Here is a 21,783-nt window from a genome sequence, read left to right on the forward strand (position 1 = left end):
AAAATGCTCTGGTCTCTTATTAAAATCGTTCTTTTTGTCGTGCTGGTCGCCGCTCTGGCTTGGGGTGCAGGCTTCCTGTTGGAAAGCGAAGGTGGCATTCAGCTGACCGTGGCGGGCACGGAATATACCCTTGGGCCGCTGCAATCGGTGATCGCCGTTTTGCTGCTGATGCTTGCGGTTTGGGTGTTGCTCAAGATCGTGTCGCTGCTCTCGGCAGTCTGGCATTTCCTGAATGGCGATGAGACGGCGCTGTCGCGCTACTTTGACCGCAACCGCGAGCGTAAGGGCTATGAGGCGCTGTCGGACGGGTTGATGGCGCTGGCCAGCGGCGAGGGACAGGTCGCGATGGCCAAGGCGGCCAAGGCCGACCGCTATCTCAAACGCCCGGCACTGACCAATCTGCTGACCGCGCAGGCGGCGGAGCTGGCGGGGGACCGTCGCAAGGCCGAACGGACCTATCGCAAGCTGGTCGAAGACGAAAAGACGCGTTTCGTCGGTGTGCGCGGCATCATGAAGCAGAAGCTGGCCGATGGAGATACCGAAACGGCGCTGAAACTGGCCGAGAAAGCCTTCGCGCTGAAGCCCAAACATGAGGAAACCGGCGACACGCTCCTGAAGTTGCAGGCCGAGAAACATGATTGGACCGGTGCGCGTGGCACTCTGCAGGCCAAGTATAAATACGGCCATCTGCCGCGCGATGTGCACAAACGCCGCGACGCGGTTCTGGCGCTCTCCGAGGCGCGCGAGGTCATCGACGAGGGCAACAGTGTCGAAGCCCGCGAGGCCGCGATTGAAGCCAACCGCCTGTCGCCCGATCTGGTGCCCGCCGCCGTGATGGCCGCGCGCAGCTATATCGCGCAGGACAAGCCCCGCAATGCTTCCAAAGTGCTGCAAAAAGCGTGGAGCGTGCAGCCGCACCCCGATCTTGCCGCCGCCTTTGCCGAGATTCAGCCGGATGAGACACCGCCCCAGCGGATCAAACGGTTCCGCGCCCTGACCAAATCTCAGCCCGACCATCCCGAGACCAAGATGCTGCTAGCCGAATTGCACATCGCCAACGAAGACTTCCCCGAAGCGCGCCGGGCGCTTGGCAATCTGGTCGAGACTGATCCCTCGGCCCGGTCCGTCACCCTGATGGCGGCGATCGAGCGGGGCGAGGGCGCGCCGGACACCGTGGTCAAAGGCTGGCTGACACGCGCGCTGAACGTCTCACGCGGGCCGCAGTGGATTTGCGAGAACTGCCATCACATCCATGCCGAATGGGTGCCGATCTGCGAAAACTGCAAGAGCTTCGACACGCTGGAATGGAAGACACCGCCGCTGTCGGAAGTGGCCATGCCGAGCGGTGTTCAGATGCTGCCGCTGATCGTCGGCGCGCCGGAAACGACCCCGACGGAAGGGGCGCTGAGCACGCGGACGGAGGATATCGAAGACGCGGAACTGGTGACGGAGCCAGAAAAGCCGACCCGTCCCGAGACGCCCAGGAAAGCCCCGGACCCTACAGCTTGATGTCGTAGGTGACCCAATTGGTCCGGGTGGCCAGCTTGTCATAAACACCACGGCCGCGGTAGTTATCCTCGGCCGTGATCCAGCGCACAAGGCTCCAGCCGCGTTTCTGGGCGATCTTTTTGACCTCGCCGATCAGCGCGTCGGCAGCGCCGCTGCCGCGGGCTTCGGGGGCCACGAAAAGATCGTCGAGGAAACAGCCCGTCGCCGCAGCGAGCGGGCGGGCGAAATGCCGAAAATGGGTCAGTCCGATCACCCGTCCTTCGGTATCTTCACAGACCAGCCCTTCGACCTCGGTCAGCGGATCATGCAGCCAAGACCAAACCCGCGCGCGCATCTCCGGCGTCTGCTCGACTTTATAGAATTCGGCATAGCCTTGATAAAGCCGCTCCCAATCGGCGCGGTCATGGTCTCTCACGGTTCGGATGGTAAGGTCGGACATGGCGGGCTCCCTTCGCTGGCTGCGCGATCTTTGCCCCAGTTGGTTCAGAAATCCAGCCCAAGGTCCAGCGTTGTCGCAGAATGTGTGAGCGCGCCCATGGAGATATAGTTCACCCCCGTCGCCGCGACCTCGGCAATACGCGGCAGGGTCATATTGCCCGAAGCCTCCAGAACGATGCGCCCCTGCGCCATTTCGACCGCTTGCGAGAGCGTTGGCGTGTCCATATTATCCAACAGCACCACATCCGCGCCGCCTTCGTCCAAGACCTCTTGAAGCTGCGCCAGCGTGTCGACCTCGATTTCGACCCGGATCATATGCGAGGCATTGGCCTTGACCGCCTGCAACACAGGCCGGATGCCCCCGGCGGCAGCGATGTGGTTGTCCTTGATCAGGATCGCGTCAGAGAGGGAGAAGCGGTGGTTGAACCCGCCGCCATGCAGCACCGCCTGTTTCTCGACCATGCGCAGCCCCGGCGTGGTTTTGCGGGTGCAGGTGATCCGGGTCTCGGTGCCCTTCGTTTCGGCCACGCAGGACGCTGTCAGGGTGGCGATGCCCGAGAGCCGCCCGGCAAAGTTCAGCGCCACGCGTTCCGCCGAGAGGATCGCGGCGGCGGAGCCTTCGATCTCCATCAGCGTGTCACCTTTGGCGATCCTGCTGCCGTCTTCTTTCAGCGTGCGCACCTCAAGCGTGGGGTCGACAAGGTGGAAGGCCAGCCGCGCGATTTGCATACCAGAGACGACCCCCTCGGCGCGGGCGCGCAGCCGGGCGGTATAGGTCGTGCCCTCGGGGATCACGCTGCGGGTCGTGACATCGCCATAGGTGCCGAGGTCTTCCATCAAAGCGGCACGGACCAACGGCTCAAGGATCAGGTCGGGCAGGGCGGTGGTCATCTTCAGGCGTCCTCGGGGTTGGAGCGGCGGGCCGTGGCCTCGGCCAATGTCATGAAGCTGCGGGCGGCTTCGGGGAGCGTTTTGGGATAGTCCGTGCGGCAATGCGCGCCCCGGCTTTCGCGGCGGGCGAGGGCGGCGGCGGCGATGAGCGTGGCGGTGGCGGTCATGTTTTGCAACTGGGCACAATCGGGTTGCGCCGCTTCGATCTCGGCGATGGCCGTCAAGGCGCGGTGCAAGCCCGCCGCATCCCGCAGCACGCCGACCTCTGCGGTCATGGTTTGGCGCAGGCGGGTGACGAGGGTCTCGTTCGGTGTCTCGCCAGCAGACAATTCCGGCAGCTGTATGGCGTCATCACCGCCCGCCTCGCATTCCCCAAGCATGTCCTGCGCCGCCCGGCGGGCAAAGACCAGCGCTTCAAGCAGCCCGTTTGATGCCAGACGGTTCGCGCCGTGCAGCCCGGTCGAAGACGCCTCTCCGCAGACCCAGAGCCCGGCGAGGCTTGAGCGGCCATGCGCATCCGTCGCGACACCGCCCATATGGTAATGCGCCGCGGCAGCCACGGGGATGGGCTGGGCCACCGGGTCGATGCCATTGCGCGCGCAGGCGGCTGCGACGGCGGGGTAGCCGGTCAGCACCGCCGCACCCAAGGCCGCGCGGGTGTCGAGCATGGGGCGCAGCCCCGCTTGGGTCTGGGCAAAGATGGCGCGGGCCACGACATCGCGCGGGGCAAGCTCGGCAAGGGGGTGGACCGCCTCCATAAAGCGCGCGCCTTCGCGGTTGATCAGATGCGCCCCGGCCCCGCGCAGTGCTTCGGTCGCCAAGGGCGCGGGGTCTTCGCCGCAGTCGATGGCGGTGGGGTGAAATTGCACGAATTCCGCATCGGCAATGAGCGCGCCCGCCCGGGCGGCCATGCCGATCACCTGCCCGCGAATGCGGGCCGGGTTGGTGGTCAGCGCATAAAGCCCGCCAGACCCGCCGCCCGCCAGCAAGACCCCTGAGCCGCGCAGCATCACGGGGGCGGAGCCTTCGGGCCGTGCCAGTTCAACCTCGACCCCGGTGACCTTGGTACCGTCACTTTCCAAACCGCAGGCGAGCACCCCTTCGAGCACTTGGATCGACGGTGTTTCGCGCACCTTTTCGATCAGCGCGCGCATGATCTCGGCCCCCGCTTGATCGCCCTGCACGCGCACGACGCGGGCAAAGCTATGCGCGGCCTCGCGCGACATGACATAGCCGCCATCGGCGCTGCGGTCGAAGGCGGTGCCGAAATCGGTCAGGGCGAGGATATGGGCGCGGGCCTCATCCGTTACAGTGGCGGCGACGCGCGGCTCGACCGTACCCGCCCCGGCTTTGATGGTGTCGAGCGCATGGGCCTCGGGGCTGTCGGCCTGCGCCATCGCGGCGGCCACGCCGCCCTGCGCCCAAGCGGAACTGGCCCCAGACCCCAAAGGATCGGGCGAGATTAGCAAAACCGGGCGCGGCGCAAGACAAAGCGCGGCATAGAGCGCGCCCAGACCGGCCCCAACGATGATGATCCTGCCGGTTGTGATCTGCTCCACGCGCGCGCCCTTCAGAGGCCGAGTTCGCGGGAGAGGTTGATCATCCGTTGCACGGCCACCCGCGCCTTGCTGGCAACCTCGGCCTCCACTTCGACGGCGCCGGACATCGTGTGAAGCGACCAGAGAACCTTCTCAAGCGTGATCTTCTTCATGTAGGGGCACATGTTGCAGGGGCCGACGAAATCGACCTCGGGCAATTCATCGGCGATGTTCGACGCCATGGAGCATTCGGTGACCAGCATCGCCTTGGCCGGTTTTTCGCGGTGCACATAGTCGAGGATTCCGCTGGTCGAGCCGGAGAAATCCGCCTCCGCCACCACGTCGGGCGGGCATTCGGGATGCGCGATGATGCGGGTGTCGGGGTTCCACTCGCGGTAGTCGGCGATATCTTTTGCGGTGTAGCGTTCGTGCACGATGCAGGCGCCGTCCCACCAGACGATGCGCTTTTGCGGCACCTGTTTGGCGATGTTCTGCGCCAGATATTTGTCCGGCGTCATGATGATCGTGTCGGCCTCAAGCGCAGCCACGATCTGCGCCGCGTTCGACGAGGTGCAGCAGATGTCCGACGCCGCCTTCACCTCTGCCGTGGTGTTGACGTAAGTGACAACCGGCGCGCCGGGATATTGCGCGCGCATCTGTGCGACGCCCTCGGCGGTGATGCTTTCGGCCAGTGAACAACCCGCTTCCATGTCGGGGATCAGCACGGTCTTGGCCGGGTTCAGGATTTTCGAGGTTTCGGCCATGAAATGCACGCCGCATTGCACGATGACATCGGCCTCAACCTCGGTCGCCTTGATGGCGAGTTGCAGGCTGTCGCCGACGAAATCCGCGATGCCATGGTAGATGTCGGGCGTCATGTAATTATGCGCAAGGATGACCGCGTTGCGCTCTTTCTTGAGCTTGTTGATCGCGGCGACATAGGGCGCATGAATGGCCCAATCGGGGGGCGAGACGACACGGTCCATCTTGGCGTAGATATCGGCCATTTCAGCCGCCAGCGCTGGCGATGGCGCGAGGTCATAATGGCGCTCAAGTTCGCTGGGCGAAAAGATTTCATCACGCATGGTCGGTCCCCCTCCGGCCTTGGCGCGTGTCACGGCACCGCGCTGGACACCACACCCGGCGTGCTGGCCATAGACGACTGGCGGGGTTTGGGCAAGCCAATACCCTTTAGGGCAAGGCGCTGGCCGCCCGGGGGTGTTAGGTGAATTTGCGGAACAAACGGGTCTGGTCGAACATGTCTTCCAGCCGTTCGGCGCGGTCCTTTGTATCCTCCCAGTTGATGTCCTGCATGGCCGAGATCACGCTTTCCACCAGCAGCAGCGTGGCCGCCGCGCTGTCCCAAGCCGAGGGCGCGACGATCCGGCTGGAGAAACAGATATCGGCAAGGCTATGCACCGGAGAGCGCCATTGGTCGGTGAAGAGGATGATCTTGGCCCCCCGCGCATGGGCCATTTCGGCCAGTTTCAGGGTGTTGTTCTCATATCGGCGCACGTCAAAGATAACAAAGACATCGCCTTCGCCCACGTCCAGCAGGTAATGCGGCCAAGCGTTTGATGTGGATTGGATATGTGTCACCCGCGGGCGGATGATCTGGGCGTGGAGGAACAGATACTCGGCCATCACATGGGTGATGCGCCCGCCCACGATATAGAGCGGATGCGCGGTGTCGGCGATCATCGCGCAGGCACGGTCAAAGGTGGCCGGTTCGATCTGGCCCAACGTGTGGCGGATGTTGTCGATCACCGCATCGGTGAACCGGTTCAACACATGGCCCGAGGGCGCGCCTTCGGTCCAGTTGTCATGTTTGGCGATGGGGTTCTTGGCCTTGGCCTTCAACTCTTCGCGCAGCTCGTTCTGGAACTCGGGGTAGCCCTTGAACCCGAGCTTTTGCACCATCCGCGCCACGGTGGGGGTCGAGACATTGGCATCCTTCGCCAGCGCCGTCAGCGGGCCGAGGCCGGAGGCGGGGTAATTTTCCAGAATCGAATGGGCGAGTTGCCGTTCCGCACGGGTCAGCCGGTCCAGCTCCTGCTGGATACGGTCGGAAATGGTCAGTGTCGGTTCAGCCATGGATGCCCCTCTTTTGACGAGTAATAACACAAACTGAACCGCGTTGTAATAAATTTGACATTATTCTGTTGACAGAAGCCCCCCGCCCGAATGAGGTTTGAACTAACTGAGGGGGACAGGGTGTCAGAACAGTCAGATCTTTCGAATGAAGCCGTCGAGGTGATCAATGCCGGGGCCAAGGCCCCGCTGGTGTTGGTCTGCGAACATGCGGCGCGTGAGATACCGGCCTGCTACGACGGTCTGGGGCTGGATGCCGCGGCCCGCGAAAGCCATGTGGCTTGGGATCCCGGTGCCTTGGGCGTGGCCCGGGCCATGGCGCAGGATCTGGATGCGGTGCTGGTGGCGGGGCGCGTCTCGCGTCTGGTCTACGATTGCAACCGCCCGCCCGAAGCCCCGGGCGCGATGCCAGCGCAGAGCGAGATTTTCGCGATCCCCGGCAATGCCACGCTTGATGACGCAGGCCGGGCCGAGCGGGTGACGCGCTATTACGAGCCTTTCCGCAAGACTTTGGCCGCGACGATCAAGCGGGTCGAGGCGCCTGCGATCGTCACGGTGCATAGTTTCACGCCCATCTACCACGGCAAACCGCGCAGCGTAGAGATCGGGATCCTACACGACAGCGATACGCGCCTTGCCGATGCGATGCTCGCGGTGGCGTCCGAGTTCACGGATCTGAATGTCGAACGAAATGAGCCCTACGGCCCGCAGGACGGGGTGACCCATACGCTGAAGGAGCATGGGCTGGCCCATGGTCATCCCCATGTCATGCTAGAGATCCGTAATGACCTCATTAAGACCGAAGCCGAACAGCGGCAGATGGCCGAGATGATCAGCAAATGGCTCCGCGCCGCCATGGCTCGGCCCGAGATGAAGGAGGTCAAACCATGAGGTTCATCCGGGGCTATATCCGGGGCATCGACGCGATGAACCGGCGGATCGGGCGGATCATGATGTATGGCATCTTTGTCCTGATGGGGGTGCTGTTGTGGTCCACCGTCAGCAAAGCCTTCTTCGTCCCCTCGCTTTGGACGTTGGAAATGGCGCAGTTCGTCATGGTGGGCTATTACATCTTGGGCGGTCCCTATTCGATCCAACTGGGGTCGAACGTGCGGATGGACCTGCTCTATGGCGATTGGTCGCTGCGCCGCAAAGCGTGGTTTGACCTCTTTACCGTCTTCTTCCTGATCTTCTATCTCTGCGTGCTGCTCTATGGCGCGGTAAGCTCTACGGCCTATTCGCTGGGCTACTGGGGGACCGAGCCGTTCAGCTTTTTCGGCGGCTTGATCACCGGCAGTGAAGAGGTTGGCCATATGGAGCAATCCAGTTCCGCATGGCGTCCGTATCTCTGGCCGATCAAGGTCGTGATGATCGTCGGCATCTTTCTGATGCTGCTGCAATGTCTGTCCGAGCTCGCGAAAGACGTGCTGCGGCTCAAGGGTGAGGCCATCTGATGTCCTATGAAATGATTGCGACATTGATGTTCTCGTCAATGATGCTGATGCTACTGACCGGCCAGCGGGTGTTTGGCGCCATCGGCTTTATCGCCGTGGTCTCGGCGCTGCTGCTCTGGGGTGACAAAGGCGGCTATGACATCGGTTTCGCCGCCGCGATGAAGCTGATGAAATGGTATCCGCTGCTGACGCTGCCGATGTTCATCTTCATGGGCTATGTCCTCAGCGAGAGCCGCATCGCCGATGACCTCTACCGCATGTTCCACGTCTGGATGGGCGGGGTGCGCGGCGGGCTGGCGATTGGCACGATTGGCCTGATGGTGCTGATCTCGGCGATGAATGGGCTCAGCGTGGCGGGTATGGCGATTGGGTCGACCATCGCGCTGCCGGAACTGCTGAAACGCGGCTATGACAAAAGGATGGTGACGGGGGTGATCCAGGCGGGGTCCAGCCTTGGCATCCTCGTGCCGCCTTCGGTGGTGCTGGTGCTTTACGCCATGATCGCGCGGCAGCCGGTGGGGCAGTTGTGGCTTGCAGGGGTCATCCCGGGGTTGATGATGGCAGCGATGTTCATCGCCTATATCGTCATCCGCTGCCGGATGAATCCCGAACTTGGTCCCATACTCTCAGCCGAGGATCGCGACATTCCCCGTGCCGAGAAACTGCGCCTTCTGCGGGCGGGCATCCTGCCGCTGGTGATCTTTGCGGTGATGATGGTGCCTTTCGTCAACGGTTGGACCAGCTTGGTCGAAAGCTCGGCCATCGGGGCTGCGGCGGCATTTTTTGCAGCGGTGCTCAAGGGCCGCATGACCCGCGAGGTTTTCGAGAACTCCGTGCGCAACACCCTGGGCATCACCTGCATGTTCATGTGGATCATCCTCGCCGCCCTCGCCTTTGGCGCGGTCTTTGATGGGCTCGGCGCGGTGAAAGCGATTGAAAGCCTGTTCACCGAGAAGATGAACCTCAGCCCCTGGATGATCCTGATCATGATGCAGCTTAGCTTCATCATCATGGGCACCTTCCTTGATGATACGGCGATGCTGGTCATCGTGGCGCCGCTCTATGTGCCCTTGGTCGGTGCGCTGGGCTTTGATCTGATCTGGTATGGTATCCTTTACACGATCACCACGCAGATCGCCTATATGACGCCGCCCTTCGGCTATAACCTGTTCCTGATGCGCGCCATGGCCCCGCCGGAGATTACCCTGCGCGACATCTATGCGTCGATCACGCCCTTCGTGCTGGTGATGGTCTTGGCGTTGATACTCGTCATGGTCTTCCCGGAGATCGCGACATGGCTGCCCGATTACATCTACGACAAATAACAATGAGAGCCGCGCAAAGACGGCCTGACATTTCAACAAAGGAGAGACGTATGACCACTCGCAGAAAGTTTCTATCCGGGGCCGCCGTCGCCGCCCCTGCGGCCCTCGCCGCGCCCTCCATCGTGCATGCCCAAGCGCCGATCAAATGGCGTATGCAGACTTATGCTGGCGCCGCTCTGGGTGAGCAGGTGACCAAACCGGCGGTCGATTACATCAACGCCGCCGCCAATGGCGAGATGGAGATTGAACTGTTCTACGCCGACCAGATCGTGCCCACCGGTGAGCTGTTCCAAGCGATGCAGCGCGGCACCATCGACATGGTGCATTCCGATGACGACTCCATGGCCTCGCCCACGCCGCTGCAACAATTCGGCGGCTACTTCCCCTTCGCCACCAAGCACATTCTCGACGTGCCGGTGCTGTTCAACCAGTACGGTTTGGCCGAAATCTGGAAAGAGGAATACGCCAAGGTCGGTGTTGAATGGCTGTCGGCGGCGGGCCAAGACCCCTGTAACTTCAACACCACCAAAGAGATCAAATCGGTCGCCGATCTGGACGGTCTGAAGCTCTACACCTTCCCCACCGCGGGCCGCTTCCTGTCGAAGTTCGGTGTGGTGCCGGTGAACATTCCTTACGAAGACGCCGAGGTCGCCGTGCAGACCGGCGAGCTCGACGGCATGGCGTGGTCCGGCATCACCGAAGACTACACCGTCGGCTGGGCCGATGTGACCGACTACTTCCTGACCAACAACATCTCGGGTGCTTGGATCGGGTCGTTCTTCGTCAACCAGCAGCAGTGGGCCGATCTGCCGGATCACCTCAAGCAGTTGGTCATGGCGGGGATCGAAGCAGGCCACACCTACCGCAACCAGTGGTACTGGGGCGGCGAGGCGCGTCTGCGGGCGCAGGGCGACAAGCTTAAGCTCAGCACCGTGCCTGCCGACGAATGGGCCGAGGTTGAAAACGCGGCCAAGGACTTCTGGACAGAGATCGCCGAAGAAGGCGAAGTGCACGCCAAGATCGTGCAGATCTTCCGTGACTATAACGAAGTCATCAACAAAGCCGGTCCGCCCTACACCAACGGCTAAACCGACAACCGGGGGCGCGCTGCCTGCGCCCCCGCCTTACCCCCTGAAGTGGACAGAACATGCCCGGCACACTGACATTCGACGCGCTGAAAAAACTGGTCAAAGAAGGATCCGTCGATACGGTTCTTGCGTGCCTTGTGGATATGCAAGGCCGGTTGATGGGCAAGCGTTTCCATGCCGTCAACTTCGTCGAGACCTCTTATAAAGAAACCCATTGCTGCAACTACCTGCTGGCCACCGACCTTGAGATGGCCACGCCCGAAGGCTTTGCCTCCACCTCGTGGGAGACGGGTTACGGCGACTATGTGATGCAGCCCGACCTCGACACGATCCGCCCGGTGCCGTGGCTGGAGGGAACGGTGATGGTGCTCTGCGACGTGCTGGATCACGACACGCACCAGCCGGTGCCGCATTCCCCGCGCGCCATGCTGAAGAAACAGATCGCGCGGCTGAAGGAACTGGGTTTCGACGCGATGATGGCGACCGAGCTGGAGTTCTTCCTTTTCGAGCAAAGCTTTGACGCGATCCGCAAGGGCGGCTACCGCGACCTCACGCCGATCAGCGGCTATAATGAGGATTACAATATCCTCCAGACCACCAAGGAAGAGAACGTCATGCGCCCGCTGCGCAACCATCTCTTCGCCGCTGGTCTGCCGATTGAGAACTCCAAGGGCGAGGCCGAAGCCGGTCAGGAAGAGCTCAACATCCGCTATTCCCAAGCCCTCGACTGCGCCGATTATCACACGATTGCCAAGCATGCGGTCAAGGAGATCGCTTGGCAGCAGGGTCATGCGGCAAGCTTCCTGCCCAAGTGGCACAAGGACCGCGTCGGCTCTTCCAGCCACGTCCACCAGTCACTGTGGAAAGACGGCGAAGCGGCTTTCTTTGACAGCGAGGGCGAGTTGGGCATGTCCGATCTGATGCGCCACTATATGGCCGGTCTGATCGCCTATGCGCCGGAATATACCTATTTCCTCGCCCCCTATGTGAACAGCTACAAGCGCTTCGCCAAAGGCACCTTCGCCCCGACCAAGACCGTCTGGTCCGTCGACAACCGCACCGCGGGGTTCCGCCTCTGCGGGGCAGGGACAAAGGGCGTGCGGGTCGAATGCCGTATTGGCGGATCGGACCTAAACCCTTATCTGGCGCAGACGGTCATGCTGGCTGCCGGAATCAAAGGGATCGAAGACAAGATGGAGCTTGCCCCGCCCACACGCGGCGATGCTTATGGCGAGTCCGACGCTGTCGATATCCCCCAGACCCTGCGGGCAGCAACCGAGACCCTGCGCGGCTCGACGTTCTTGCGCGAGGTGCTGGGCGACGATGTAGTGACCCATTACACCCGCGCGGCGGAATGGGAGCAGGAAGAATATGACCGGGTGGTGACCGATTGGGAAATCGCCCGCGGCTTTGAAAGGGCCTGAGAATGACGACGGTAAAATGTATCTCTCCGATTGACGGTTCGGTCTATGCGGAGCGCGAAACCCTAAGCAACGATGCGGCGCTTGAGGCTGTTGCCCGCGCCCGCAAGGCGCAAAAGGCATGGGCTGCGCGCCCCTTGCAAGAGCGTGTCGATCTGGTGATGGGCGCGCTGAAAGAGATCGAGAATTCCACCGACCGGATGACCGAGGAGCTGGCCCAGCAGATGGGCCGCCCGGTGCGCTATGGCGGTGAGTTTGGTGGCTTGCAGGAGCGCACCAGCCACATGGCCAAGATCGCCCCCGATGCGCTGGCACCTACGGTGATCGAAGACAGCGCCGCCTTTTCGCGCAAGATCATGCGTGAGCCGCATGGCGTGGTTTTCGTCGTCGCGCCGTGGAACTACCCCTATATGACCGCGAACAACACCATCGCGCCTGCGCTGATCGCGGGCAATTCGGTGATCCTGAAGCATGCCTCGCAGACCATTCTGGTCGGTGAACACCTCGCCGATGCCTACCGCGCCGCTGGCGTGCCCGAGGATGTGTTCCAGAACGTCGTGCTGAGCCATGACACCACCTCGGCGTTGATCGCCGACAACGCCTTTGATTTTGTCAACTTCACCGGCTCTGTCGGCGGCGGTCAGGCGATGGAACGCGCCGCGGCGGGCACCTTTACAGGCGTGGCGACCGAATTGGGCGGCAAAGACCCCGCCTATGTCCGGGCCGATGCCAACCTCGACGCGGCGGTTGATGGCGTGATGGACGGGGCGATGTTCAACGCGGGCCAGTGCTGCTGCGGGATCGAGCGGATCTATGTGCACGAAAGCCTCTATGACGCCTTCGTTGAGAAGGCCGTGGCATGGGTGAATAACCTCAACCTCGGCAATCCGCTGGATCAGGCCACGACGCTTGGGCCGATGGCCAATGTACGTTTCGCCAATGAGGTTCGCGCGCAGATTGATGAGGCCGTGGCGGCAGGTGCCAAGGCGCACATCGATAGAATGCCCGCCGACGATGGCGGTGCCTATCTGACGCCGCAGGTGCTGACCGATGTGACCCATGAGATGCGCGTCATGCGTGACGAAAGCTTTGGCCCCGTGGTCGGCATCATGCCGGTGAAGGACGATGAAGAAGCCATTGCGCTGATGAACGACAGCCAATTCGGTCTGACCGCCGCGATCTTTACCGCCGATGCCGATGCCGCCGAGGCCATCGGCCAGCGGTTGGAAACCGGCACCGTCTTCATGAACCGTGCCGACTATCTGGACCCGGCGCTGTGCTGGACCGGCTGCAAGCAAACCGGGCGCGGCGCGGGCCTGTCTGAACTGGGCTATCACGCGCTGACACGCCCCAAATCCTACCACCTCAAGAAAGCCTGAGACATGTCCCTGACTGCCAATTGGTCTTACCCCACCGCCATCCGCTTCGGCGCGGGCCGGATTAAAGAGATTGCTGAGGCCTGCGCCGCTGCGGGCATCAAGAAGCCGCTGTTGGTCACCGACAAGGGGCTGGCCTATCTGCCCATCACCCAGTCCACGCTGGACCTGATGGAGGCCGAAGGTCTGGGCCGCGCGATGTTCTCGGACGTTGACCCGAACCCGACCGAGATGAACGCCGAGGCGGGCATCAAGGTCTACCGCGACGGCGGCCATGACGGCGTGATCGCCTTTGGCGGTGGCTCCGGTCTCGATCTGGGCAAGGTCATCGCCTTCATGGCGGGCCAAACCCGCCCCCTGTGGGATTTCGAGGATATCGGCGATTGGTGGACCCGCGCCGACGCGGATGGCATCGCGCCCATCGTGGCCGTGCCGACGACCGCCGGCACAGGCTCGGAAGTGGGGCGCGCCAGCGTCATCACCAACTCCCAAACCCATGAGAAAAAGATCATCTTCCACCCCAAGATGCTCCCCGCCGTCGTGATCTGCGACCCGGAACTGACCGTCGGCATGCCGCCGATGATCACTGCAGGCACGGGGATGGACGCGTTCGCCCATTGTCTGGAAGCCTTCTGCTCGCCGCATTACCACCCGATGAGCCAAGGCATGGCACTGGAAGGGATGCGTCTGGTCAAGGAATACCTGCCCCGCGCCTATGCCGACGGCAGTGATCTTGAGGCGCGCGGCCATATGATGTCTGCCGCTGCCATGGGCGCCACAGCGTTCCAAAAGGGTCTGGGCGCGATCCATGCCATCAGCCACCCGATCGGCGCGGTGCATCACACGCATCACGGCACCACCAACGCCGTGGTCATGCAGCCGGTTCTGCGCATGAACCGCCCTGCGATTGAGGACCGTCTGGCCAAAGCGGCGGCCTATCTCAATATCGTCGGTGGCTTTGATGGCTTCTATGATTTCGTCGGCAAGTTGAATGCGGAGTTGAATATCCCCGCTAATCTGACCGCCCTTGGCGTGACCGAACCGGATATCGACGCGCTGGTCGCCTCGGCCTTGCAAGACCCAAGCTGTGGCGGCAACCCGATTGAACTGACCAAAGAGAATGTCACGCAGCTGCTGCACGACTGCTTCTGATCCAAAACAAAAAGGGGGACCAAATGGCCCCCCTTTCGCATTGCGCTGAATGCGCGAATTACTCGGTCGCCTCTGCCGCTTCTTCAGTCTCGGTCACTTCCGGCCCGACGGAGACCAGATAGGCCCAAACGTCTTTCGCGTCTTCTTCGTCTCTCAGACGGTAAGACATTTTCGACTTGGCCCGTTTCGTATCAAGATACTCGGCCAAAAACCCCTTGGGGTCGGCGACGTAGCCTATGAAACTCTCTTCGTCCCATGTCAGCCCGGCTTCGCCCGCAGCCACGATGGAATCGCCATAGCGGTAGTCTTCGACGGAACCCGCCACACGGTTGTAGATCCCATAAAGGTTCGGCCCCGTACGGCCCCCTTTTTGGATATCGTTGCCCTCATCATCCGAGATCATGTGGCAGCTTTTGCATTTACGAAAGACCTTTTCCCCGGCTTCGGCGTCACCGGAGGCATGGCTTTCCGCCCAAAGGGGCGTGGCCCCAAGGCAGATGGCGAAGATCGACGCGATACGCATGTTCATTGTGAGTTCCTTTGTCAGTCTGACTTGAAACTAGCGTTTGGGGCGAAGGGGTAAAGGATGTTCACTGCGCCAAAAGGTAGCACGGGCGCAGGGCGGGCCGGTTAGCGGTTGAGACTAGGGGGAAATCCCTCGATAATTGCCGGTGAATTTCTTCTGCGCCGAGGGTGAGATGAACACAACGGTAAGCCGCATCTGATGGAGATCATGGTCCCCGCCTGGGTCGACGGCATCCTGCAACCGGTCGAAAAGCTCGCTGCGCATGAACGCGGTTTGCGGCATATGGCGGTTTCGGTCTTTGTCATCTCCGACGGCAAGCTGCTGATGCAGCAGCGCGCGCTTGGCAAATATCACACCCCCGGTCTATGGGCGAACACCTGCTGCACGCATCCGCATTGGGATGAACCGCCCGAGGACTGCGCCGCGCGGCGTTTGGACGAAGAGTTGGGGATCACCGGGCTGGCCTTGCAGCACCGGGGCCGGGTCGAATACCGCGCCGATGTCGGCGGCGGGCTGATCGAACATGAGGTGGTCGAGGTCTATCTCGCCCATGCCGCGCCGGATCTGACGATCACGGAAAACCCTGAGGAGGTGATGGCGACCCGCTGGATCACCCTTGGCGATCTGCACACCAACCTCGCGCAGAACCCCGAAGACTATACGCCTTGGCTGCGGATCTACATGGCCGAACACGAAGGTCTGATCCTCGGCGGCGGGGCGATGGAATAACAGAAAAGGCGGGCCAGAGATGACCGACGACATGCAAGACCAAAAGACACGCGCGGCGGATTGGTTCCGCAAGCTTCGCGATGACATCGTTCAGGCGTTCCACGACATTGAAGAGCGTCATGTGGGCGAGGAAGAGGCCGGGCGTTTCGTGGTCAGCAACACCACCCGCACTGCCCCCGATGGATCGGACGCCGGTGGCGGTGAGATGTCCGTCATGCGCGGGGGCCGTGTGTTCGAGAAGGTGGGTGTGAATATCTCCACCGTCTATGGCGAGTTGGGCGAGCGGGCGCAGGCCGCCATGGCCGCGCGCAAGGGGCTGCCCGGCATGGCCGAAGACCCGCGTTTCTGGGCCTCGGGCATCAGTCTGGTGGCACATATGCAAAACCCACATGTGCCAGCGGTGCATATGAACACCCGCATGTTCTGGACCCCCCATGCATGGTGGTTCGGCGGCGGCGCGGATCTGAACCCTTGTATCGAGTATGACGAGGACACCGACCATTTCCATGCCGAGATGAAGGCCGCCTGCGACCCGCATGGGGCCACGCTCTATGATGAGTTGAAGGCTTGGGCGGATGAGTATTTCTACATCCCCCATCGCAAACGCGCGCGGGGTGTGGGTGGCATCTTTTACGATGACCGCAACAGCGGCGACTGGGAGGCGGATTTTGCGCTGACACAGGATGTGGGCCGCGCGTTCCTGCCCGCCTATGTGCCCGTGGTCGACAAACGGCGCGAGATGCCGTGGGACATGGACGACAAGGACGTGCAGCTGCGCCACCGGGGGATCTATGCTGAGTATAACCTTGTCTATGACCGGGGGACGAAGTTTGGTCTGGAGACGGGGCATGATCCGGATGCAGTGCTGATGAGCCTGCCGCCTATGGCGAAGTGGGTTTGAGCTAACCACCCCGGCCCGGAATCAAGCCGCAGGCGCCGGGCCATCGCCTGCCCGCCCCACCGGGTAGGCGATTTGGTATGGCTTGGCGTGACCTCGAGGGCGCACATCAAGGCTGATAGATAAAGTGGCTATAACAGCCGTCAGATCGCCCACCCGCGGGCAGGCGATGGCCCTCGATCTAAACTTTGGGCGTTGGCTTGTTACCCCCGCGTCCCGCGCACCGTATCAATCATCAACTGCACATTCTCCGGATCCGCATCCGGCGTGATCCCATGCCCCAGATTGAAGATATGCGGCCCCTTCGACAACGCATCGCAAATCGCCCGGGTCTCCTGCACCAGCGCATCCCCGCCCGTCACCATATGCGAGGACTTCAGGTTGCCCTGCACACAGCCATGCGGCTGCACATGTTCGGCCACCCACTCTGCACTAACGCCGTCATCGACGGCGATGCAATCGGCCCCGGTGGCGGCATGCAAATTGGCGAAACGCGCCCCGGCTCCACGCGGGAAGGCGATCACGGGCACGCCCGGATGACGCGCCTTTAGCGCGCTGATGATCTGGCGCAGCGGCTCTGTCGAATAGCGGTCGAAATCCGTGCCTTCCAGCGATCCGGCCCAACTGTCGAAGAGCTTTACCACCTCGGCCCCCGCCTTGATCTGCATGTCGAGGTATTCGATCGTCGCCAGCGTGATCCGCTCCATCAGCGCATCGAACACCTCGGGGTTCTCGTCCTTCAGCGCATGGGCGGGCCCCTGATCCGGCGCGCCCTTGCCCGCGATCATATAGGTCGCCACCGTCCAAGGCGCGCCCGCAAAACCGATGAGTGTCGTCTCTTCGGGCAGTTCGCGCGACAGGATGCGCACGGTCTCGTAAATCGGGGCGAGGTGGTCGTGAATGGCGTCCGCCGGTTTCAGCGCTTCCATCTCAGCCTTGGTGGTGATCGTCGACAGTCGCGGCCCCTCTCCGGTGACGAACCACAGATCGGCGCCAAGCGCCTGCGGCACCAGCAGGATGTCGGCGAAAAGGATCGAAGCGTCGAAACCATAGCGGCGGATCGGTTGCAACGTCACCTCGGCGGCAAGCTCCGGGTTGTAGCACAGCGACAGGAAATCCCCCGCCTCGGCCCGTGTCGCGCGATACTCGGGCAGGTAGCGCCCGGCTTGCCGCATCATCCAGATCGGCGGCGTCGGCAGGGTTTCGCCCGCAAGGGCGCGCAGGATGGTCTTGTTCGCAGTCATTATGGCGTTCCTATTTGTGGCAAACCCGTAGGTAGCGCAGGTACAGCAGTTGTCAGTTCATGTCGACGGGGGTAGGGATGCGTCATGACGTATCAGCTTCCCTCCCCGGCCCGGCCCCTCAACATCGGCACACGCGGATCGCTTCTCGCGCTCGCGCAAGCGAATGAGGTGCGCGACCGGCTCGCCGCCGCCTTCGACCTGCCGTTTGAGGCGTTCACCATCGTGGTGATCAAGACCACGGGAGACAAGATCATCGACCGCCCGCTGAAAGAGATCGGCGGCAAGGGGCTGTTCACCCGCGAGATCGAGGCCGCGCTGCTCGACGGCTCCATCGACATCGCGGTGCATTCGATGAAGGACATGCCGACGCTGCAACCCGAGGGGCTGTTGATCGACACCTATCTGCCGCGCGAGGACTGCCGCGACGCTTTCATCTCACCGCATCTGAAATCCATCGCCGAGTTGCCCGAAGGCGCGGTCGTCGGCACCTCCAGCCTGCGCCGCCGCGCGCAGGTGAAGCTGCGCCGTCCCGATCTTGAAGTGGTCGAGTTCCGCGGCAATCTTCAAACCCGGTTGAAGAAGCTGGATGACGGTGTGGCGGAGGCGACCTTCCTCGCCATGGCCGGGCTGAACCGCTTGGAAATGGACGACGTGCCGCAGGCCGCCGTGCACCCCGACGACATGCTGCCCGCCATCGCGCAGGGCGCCATCGGGGTTGAGCGGCGCGAGGACGACAGCCGCGCCGCCGAGATGCTCTCGGCGATCCATGACCGCAAGACTGGCGAACAGCTTGCTGCCGAACGCGCGTTCCTCGCCACCCTCGATGGCTCTTGCGAGACGCCCATCGCCGGTCTGGCCGAACTCAACGGCAGCGAGATGCGCCTGCGCGGTCAGGTGCTGCGCCCCGACGGGTCTGATGCCATCGGCGATGACGTGACCTGCGCCATTTCCGATGGCGCCGCGGCGGGCGAGGCGATGGCCCGCAAGCTTCTGGCCGAGGCCGGACCGGGTTTCTTTGACTGGCGCGAATGATCGGCAATCTCTTCACGCTGAAACAGCTTGAAGCGCTGATCTGGGTCGCAGACCTTGGCAGTTTCCGCCGCGCCGCTGCGTATCTGAACACGACACAGCCCAATATCTCGGCCCGGATTTCCGGGCTAGAGGCAACCTTGGGCGTCACCCTGATGCAGCGCGATGCCGGGTCGATCCGGCTCACCGAAAAAGGCACCGCACTGCTGGCCCAAGCCCGCCGCGTGTTGCGCGAGGCCGAAGCGCTGGTCGAGACCGCCGCGCGGCCCGACCTGATCGACGACAGCCTCCGCCTTGGCGTGACCGAAGTGGTTGCCAGCACATGGCTGCGCCCCTTTCTGCGCGCGCTGGCCGAGGTCTATCCCAATCTGACTGTCGAGCTTACCGTCGATCTGTCCCGCGATCTGGATCAGGAGCTTGCCGCTCATGCGCTCGACCTGACCCTGCAAACCGCCCCCTTCTCGACCCCGGCAAGCGGGCAGCTGGACCTTGCGACCTATGACTACATCTGGGTCGCCGCGCCGGAATTGGCCGCCCAGATCGGTCCCGCACCCGATTTTTCCGCCATGCTGCGCCATCCGGTGCTAGGCCATGCGCGGCATACGCAGGCCCATTCCGATCTCATCGGCCATTTCGACGGCACGACCGCCCCCAAGGCCCGTTTGGTGCCCTCCAGCAGCCTGTCGGCGGCGATGAACATGGTGCTCGACGGGATGGGCGTGGCGGTGATGCCGCGTGTGATGGTGGCAGGCGCGCTGGCCGATGGGGCGCTGCGGATTCTGCCCGCCGCGTGGCACCCGCGCCCGCTGCAAGTCGCCGCGCGTTATCACGCGGATCGCACCCCCGCCTATGTCGCCCGCGCCGCTGAACTGGCCCGCGACTGCGCCCGAAGCTTCGATGTTGAGGATCGAAAAAACCTTTCACACCCATAGAATATAATAATTTGCACCGATGCTGTGCCCACCCCTATCCTGCGTCCAAACAGGAGTGAGACATGGCATCAACCATCCGACTGGGCGTAGACATCGGCGGCACCTTCACCGACGTGGTGCTGGAAAAGGGCGGCGAGAGTTTCTCGACCAAGGTGCTGACCACCTATGCCGCGCCCGAGAACGCGATCATCGACGGGATGCATCAGGTCTGCACCAAGGCCGGGATCACGCCCGCCGACCTCACGCAGATCATCCACGGCACCACGCTGGCGACCAACGCGCTGATCGAACGGCGCGGGGCAAAGACCGCGCTGATCACCACCCAGGGCTTCCGTGACGTGATCGAAATGCGCACCGAAAGCCGGTTTGAGCAGTATGATCTCAACCTCAACCTCCCCGAACCGCTGCTGCCGCGCCAGATGCGCTACACGGTGGCAGAGCGTGTCGATGCCACCGGGGCGGTTCTGCACCCGCTCGACCGGGCCGAGGTCGAGGCGCTGGCGGACCGCATTGCCGAGGCGGGTTATGAAAGCGTCGCGGTCGGGCTGATCCATAGCTATCTGAACGACGCACATGAGCGCATGGTCCGCGAGGTGTTGGAAGAGAAGCTGCCGGGCGTCATGGTCTCGATCTCCTCCGAGGTCTCGCCGCAGATGCGCGAATATGAGCGCTTCAACACCGTGGTGGCCAATGCCTATATCAAGCCGCTGATGAAGAGTTACCTCGGACGGCTCGAAGGGCGCCTGCAGGAGGAGGGCGTCTCCTGCAACATCTTCCTGATGCATTCGGGCGGCGGCATCATCTCGATCGAAAGCGCCGCCGAATTCCCGGTGCGGCTGGTTGAATCCGGCCCGGCAGGCGGAGCGGTCTTTGCCGCCAATATCGCCGCGCGCTACGGGCTCGACAAGGTGCTGAGCTTCGACATGGGCGGGACCACGGCCAAGATTTGTCTGATCAAGAACCAGACGCCCAAGACCAGCCGGGTCTTCGAGGTGGCGCGGACCTATCGCTTCAAGAAAGGCTCCGGCATGCCGATCTCGATTCCGGTGATCGACATGGTCGAGATTGGTGCGGGCGGTGGCTCGCTGGCCCATGTGGATGCGATGCGGCAGATCCGGGTGGGGCCGGAAAGCGCAGGCTCTGAGCCGGGGCCAGCCTGTTATGGCCGGGGGGGCGCGAAACCCGCCGTGACCGATGCCGACTTGGTGCTGGGCAAGCTCGATCCCGAGAATTTCGCGGGCGGCTCAATCCAACTCGACACCGCAGGCTCCGAAGGGGCGCTGCAAAATGTCATTGGGCAGGAGTTGGACATGGACGCCGCCACCGCCGCCTTCGGTCTGGCCGAGGTGGTGGACGAGAACATGGCCAATGCCGCCCGCGTCCATGCGGTGGAGAACGGCGAAGACCTCAGCGACTACACGATGATCGCCTTCGGCGGAGCGGCCCCGCTGCACGCAGGGCGGCTCTGCGAGAAGCTCGGGGTCGAGCGCCTGCTGGTGCCGCCCGGTGCCGGGGTTGGCTCGGCCATCGGTTTCCTGCGCGCGCCCTTCAGCTTCGAGGCCAACCGCTCGGTCTACATGAAGCTGTCGGATTTCGACGCTGGCCGCATTAAGACGCTGTTGGCTGAACTGAGGGATGAGGCCACGGGCTTTGTCCGCAATTGCGATGCCGGGGCCGAGATCCTGTCGGAATACAAGGTCTACATGCGCTACAGCGGACAGGGCTGGGAGATCCCAATCGTGCTGGACGAGGCGGACGCGCTGTACCCCGATGCCGCGCGTTTCGAGGCCTTGTTCGAGGCCGATTACGCCAAGCTATTCGGTCGCACCGTCGAAGGCTTGGACATCGAGATCACGGTCTGGTCGGTCAATGCCACCACTCCGCCCGAAGAGGTCGCGCGCACTGCGGAACAGAGCCCGGGTGCGGCGGCGAATGTGGCTCTAACACGGCGCATTTTCGACCCGGCGCTTTCTGAATACTGCGAAGCCGACGTCGTGTTGCGCGGTCAGATGGCCCCGGGCCGGACCGCCCAAGGCCCCGCCGCCATCACCGAGGATGAGACAACGATCATCCTGCCCGCCTCGCGGCGGGCGATCTGCCAGCCCGACGGCTGCATCGACATCACCGTGAAAGGGTAAGCCC

General features: G+C 62.8%; 20 protein-coding genes. 13 read left to right on the top strand and 7 right to left on the bottom strand.

Annotated features, from left to right (window positions below):
• Positions 1–3: 3 nt before the first annotated feature.
• Positions 4–1,509 carry a heme biosynthesis protein HemY gene (locus tag ACGYLI_RS08770; protein WP_394418851.1) on the top strand — a complete coding sequence of 502 codons (1,506 nt, stop codon included), beginning with the start codon at positions 4–6 and terminating at the stop codon, positions 1,507–1,509.
• On the opposite strand, the gene ACGYLI_RS08775 is transcribed toward ACGYLI_RS08770, so the two are convergent.
• The 5 genes from ACGYLI_RS08775 to ACGYLI_RS08795 form a co-directional block, all read right to left on the bottom strand.
• Positions 1,499–1,948: a GNAT family N-acetyltransferase gene (locus ACGYLI_RS08775; protein ID WP_394418853.1), complete on the bottom strand. Its 450-nt coding sequence runs from the start codon at positions 1,946–1,948 to the stop codon at positions 1,499–1,501. The genes ACGYLI_RS08770 and ACGYLI_RS08775 overlap by 11 nt on opposite strands.
• A 44-nt stretch (positions 1,949–1,992) precedes the next feature.
• The gene (gene nadC / locus ACGYLI_RS08780) at positions 1,993–2,838 is read right to left on the bottom strand and encodes a carboxylating nicotinate-nucleotide diphosphorylase (protein ID WP_394418855.1); all 846 of its coding nucleotides are present in this window, start codon (positions 2,836–2,838) and stop codon (positions 1,993–1,995) included.
• A gap of 2 nt (positions 2,839–2,840) precedes the next feature.
• Entirely contained in the window at positions 2,841–4,397 is a 1,557-nt protein-coding gene (locus tag ACGYLI_RS08785; protein WP_394418857.1) for an L-aspartate oxidase, read from the bottom strand.
• Positions 4,398–4,408: 11 nt separating this feature from the next.
• Complete coding sequence (gene nadA / locus ACGYLI_RS08790) at positions 4,409–5,461, bottom strand: quinolinate synthase NadA (protein WP_394409265.1); 1,053 nt, start codon at positions 5,459–5,461, stop codon at positions 4,409–4,411.
• Positions 5,462–5,597: 136 nt separating this feature from the next.
• Positions 5,598–6,470, bottom strand: a complete 873-nt coding sequence (locus tag ACGYLI_RS08795; RefSeq protein WP_271692706.1) for a MurR/RpiR family transcriptional regulator — start codon at positions 6,468–6,470, stop codon at positions 5,598–5,600.
• Positions 6,471–6,590: 120 nt separating this feature from the next.
• Here ACGYLI_RS08795 and ACGYLI_RS08800 point away from each other — a divergent pair, with 120 nt between their 5' ends.
• Genes ACGYLI_RS08800 through ACGYLI_RS08830 form a run of 7 tightly spaced genes read left to right on the top strand, consistent with a single transcriptional unit; the run spans position 6,591 to position 14,283 of the window.
• Positions 6,591–7,358 (top strand): N-formylglutamate amidohydrolase, encoded by a 768-nt coding sequence (locus ACGYLI_RS08800; protein ID WP_394418859.1) that lies wholly within the window; start codon positions 6,591–6,593, stop codon positions 7,356–7,358.
• Positions 7,355–7,921, top strand: coding sequence for a TRAP transporter small permease subunit (locus ACGYLI_RS08805; RefSeq protein ID WP_067268278.1), 567 nt, complete (start codon positions 7,355–7,357; stop codon positions 7,919–7,921). The genes ACGYLI_RS08800 and ACGYLI_RS08805 overlap by 4 nt, the downstream gene beginning before the upstream one ends.
• Positions 7,921–9,246, top strand: a complete 1,326-nt coding sequence (locus ACGYLI_RS08810; RefSeq protein ID WP_067268276.1) for a TRAP transporter large permease subunit — start codon at positions 7,921–7,923, stop codon at positions 9,244–9,246. The genes ACGYLI_RS08805 and ACGYLI_RS08810 overlap by 1 nt, the downstream gene beginning before the upstream one ends.
• Before the next feature lie 50 nt (positions 9,247–9,296).
• Positions 9,297–10,334, top strand: coding sequence for a TRAP transporter substrate-binding protein (locus tag ACGYLI_RS08815; protein WP_136720278.1), 1,038 nt, complete (start codon positions 9,297–9,299; stop codon positions 10,332–10,334).
• A gap of 59 nt (positions 10,335–10,393) precedes the next feature.
• Positions 10,394–11,758: a glutamine synthetase family protein gene (locus tag ACGYLI_RS08820; protein ID WP_394418862.1), complete on the top strand. Its 1,365-nt coding sequence runs from the start codon at positions 10,394–10,396 to the stop codon at positions 11,756–11,758.
• A 2-nt stretch (positions 11,759–11,760) separates the two neighbouring features.
• Complete coding sequence (locus tag ACGYLI_RS08825; RefSeq protein WP_394418864.1) at positions 11,761–13,134, top strand: aldehyde dehydrogenase family protein; 1,374 nt, start codon at positions 11,761–11,763, stop codon at positions 13,132–13,134.
• Between the two features lie 3 nt (positions 13,135–13,137).
• Complete coding sequence (locus tag ACGYLI_RS08830) at positions 13,138–14,283, top strand: iron-containing alcohol dehydrogenase (RefSeq protein WP_394418866.1); 1,146 nt, start codon at positions 13,138–13,140, stop codon at positions 14,281–14,283.
• A 58-nt stretch (positions 14,284–14,341) separates the two neighbouring features.
• Here ACGYLI_RS08830 and ACGYLI_RS08835 read toward each other — a convergent pair whose 3' ends face one another.
• A complete protein-coding gene (locus ACGYLI_RS08835) occupies positions 14,342–14,812 on the bottom strand; it encodes a c-type cytochrome (protein ID WP_394418868.1) in 471 nt (156 codons plus the stop codon).
• 195 nt (positions 14,813–15,007) lie between these two features.
• Between ACGYLI_RS08835 and idi the strand changes: the two genes are divergently transcribed.
• The gene (gene idi / locus ACGYLI_RS08840; protein WP_394418870.1) at positions 15,008–15,538 is read left to right on the top strand and encodes an isopentenyl-diphosphate Delta-isomerase; all 531 of its coding nucleotides are present in this window, start codon (positions 15,008–15,010) and stop codon (positions 15,536–15,538) included.
• A gap of 19 nt (positions 15,539–15,557) precedes the next feature.
• Positions 15,558–16,439, top strand: coding sequence for an oxygen-dependent coproporphyrinogen oxidase (gene hemF / locus ACGYLI_RS08845; protein WP_394418872.1), 882 nt, complete (start codon positions 15,558–15,560; stop codon positions 16,437–16,439).
• Between the two features lie 200 nt (positions 16,440–16,639).
• Here hemF and hemE read toward each other — a convergent pair whose 3' ends face one another.
• Positions 16,640–17,680, bottom strand: coding sequence for a uroporphyrinogen decarboxylase (gene hemE, locus ACGYLI_RS08850; RefSeq protein WP_394418874.1), 1,041 nt, complete (start codon positions 17,678–17,680; stop codon positions 16,640–16,642).
• 84 nt (positions 17,681–17,764) lie between these two features.
• On the opposite strand from hemE, the gene hemC reads away from it, so the two are divergent.
• From hemC to ACGYLI_RS08865, 3 genes are all read left to right on the top strand, one after another.
• A complete protein-coding gene (hemC, locus tag ACGYLI_RS08855; RefSeq protein WP_394418876.1) occupies positions 17,765–18,712 on the top strand; it encodes a hydroxymethylbilane synthase in 948 nt (315 codons plus the stop codon).
• Entirely contained in the window at positions 18,709–19,641 is a 933-nt protein-coding gene (locus ACGYLI_RS08860; protein WP_394418878.1) for a LysR family transcriptional regulator, read from the top strand. Before hemC ends, ACGYLI_RS08860 begins: the two co-directional genes overlap by 4 nt.
• 62 nt (positions 19,642–19,703) lie before the next feature.
• On the top strand, positions 19,704–21,779 hold the full coding sequence (locus ACGYLI_RS08865; RefSeq protein WP_394418880.1) for a hydantoinase/oxoprolinase family protein: 2,076 nt from the start codon (positions 19,704–19,706) through the stop codon (positions 21,777–21,779).
• The last annotated feature ends 4 nt before the right edge of the window (positions 21,780–21,783 follow it).

It is taken from the genome of Sulfitobacter sp. 1A13421, from assembly GCF_043557285.1.
Taxonomy (GTDB): domain Bacteria; phylum Pseudomonadota; class Alphaproteobacteria; order Rhodobacterales; family Rhodobacteraceae; genus Sulfitobacter; species Sulfitobacter faviae.

Bases quoted from the DNA above. Each gene is read 5' to 3' on its own strand.
- ACGYLI_RS08770 (WP_394418851.1), top strand. From the start codon at position 4: ATGCTCTGGTCTCTTATTAAAATCGTTCTTTTTGTCGTGCTGGTCGCC.
- ACGYLI_RS08775 (WP_394418853.1), bottom strand. From the start codon at position 1,948: ATGTCCGACCTTACCATCCGAACCGTGAGAGACCATGACCGCGCCGAT.
- nadC (WP_394418855.1), bottom strand. From the start codon at position 2,838: ATGACCACCGCCCTGCCCGACCTGATCCTTGAGCCGTTGGTCCGTGCC.
- nadA (WP_394409265.1), bottom strand. From the start codon at position 5,461: ATGCGTGATGAAATCTTTTCGCCCAGCGAACTTGAGCGCCATTATGAC.
- ACGYLI_RS08795 (WP_271692706.1), bottom strand. From the start codon at position 6,470: ATGGCTGAACCGACACTGACCATTTCCGACCGTATCCAGCAGGAGCTG.
- ACGYLI_RS08805 (WP_067268278.1), top strand. From the start codon at position 7,355: ATGAGGTTCATCCGGGGCTATATCCGGGGCATCGACGCGATGAACCGG.
- ACGYLI_RS08810 (WP_067268276.1), top strand. From the start codon at position 7,921: ATGTCCTATGAAATGATTGCGACATTGATGTTCTCGTCAATGATGCTG.
- ACGYLI_RS08815 (WP_136720278.1), top strand. From the start codon at position 9,297: ATGACCACTCGCAGAAAGTTTCTATCCGGGGCCGCCGTCGCCGCCCCT.
- ACGYLI_RS08820 (WP_394418862.1), top strand. From the start codon at position 10,394: ATGCCCGGCACACTGACATTCGACGCGCTGAAAAAACTGGTCAAAGAA.
- ACGYLI_RS08825 (WP_394418864.1), top strand. From the start codon at position 11,761: ATGACGACGGTAAAATGTATCTCTCCGATTGACGGTTCGGTCTATGCG.
- ACGYLI_RS08830 (WP_394418866.1), top strand. From the start codon at position 13,138: ATGTCCCTGACTGCCAATTGGTCTTACCCCACCGCCATCCGCTTCGGC.
- ACGYLI_RS08835 (WP_394418868.1), bottom strand. From the start codon at position 14,812: ATGAACATGCGTATCGCGTCGATCTTCGCCATCTGCCTTGGGGCCACG.
- idi (WP_394418870.1), top strand. From the start codon at position 15,008: ATGGAGATCATGGTCCCCGCCTGGGTCGACGGCATCCTGCAACCGGTC.
- hemF (WP_394418872.1), top strand. From the start codon at position 15,558: ATGACCGACGACATGCAAGACCAAAAGACACGCGCGGCGGATTGGTTC.
- hemE (WP_394418874.1), bottom strand. From the start codon at position 17,680: ATGACTGCGAACAAGACCATCCTGCGCGCCCTTGCGGGCGAAACCCTG.
- hemC (WP_394418876.1), top strand. From the start codon at position 17,765: ATGACGTATCAGCTTCCCTCCCCGGCCCGGCCCCTCAACATCGGCACA.
- ACGYLI_RS08860 (WP_394418878.1), top strand. From the start codon at position 18,709: ATGATCGGCAATCTCTTCACGCTGAAACAGCTTGAAGCGCTGATCTGG.
- ACGYLI_RS08865 (WP_394418880.1), top strand. From the start codon at position 19,704: ATGGCATCAACCATCCGACTGGGCGTAGACATCGGCGGCACCTTCACC.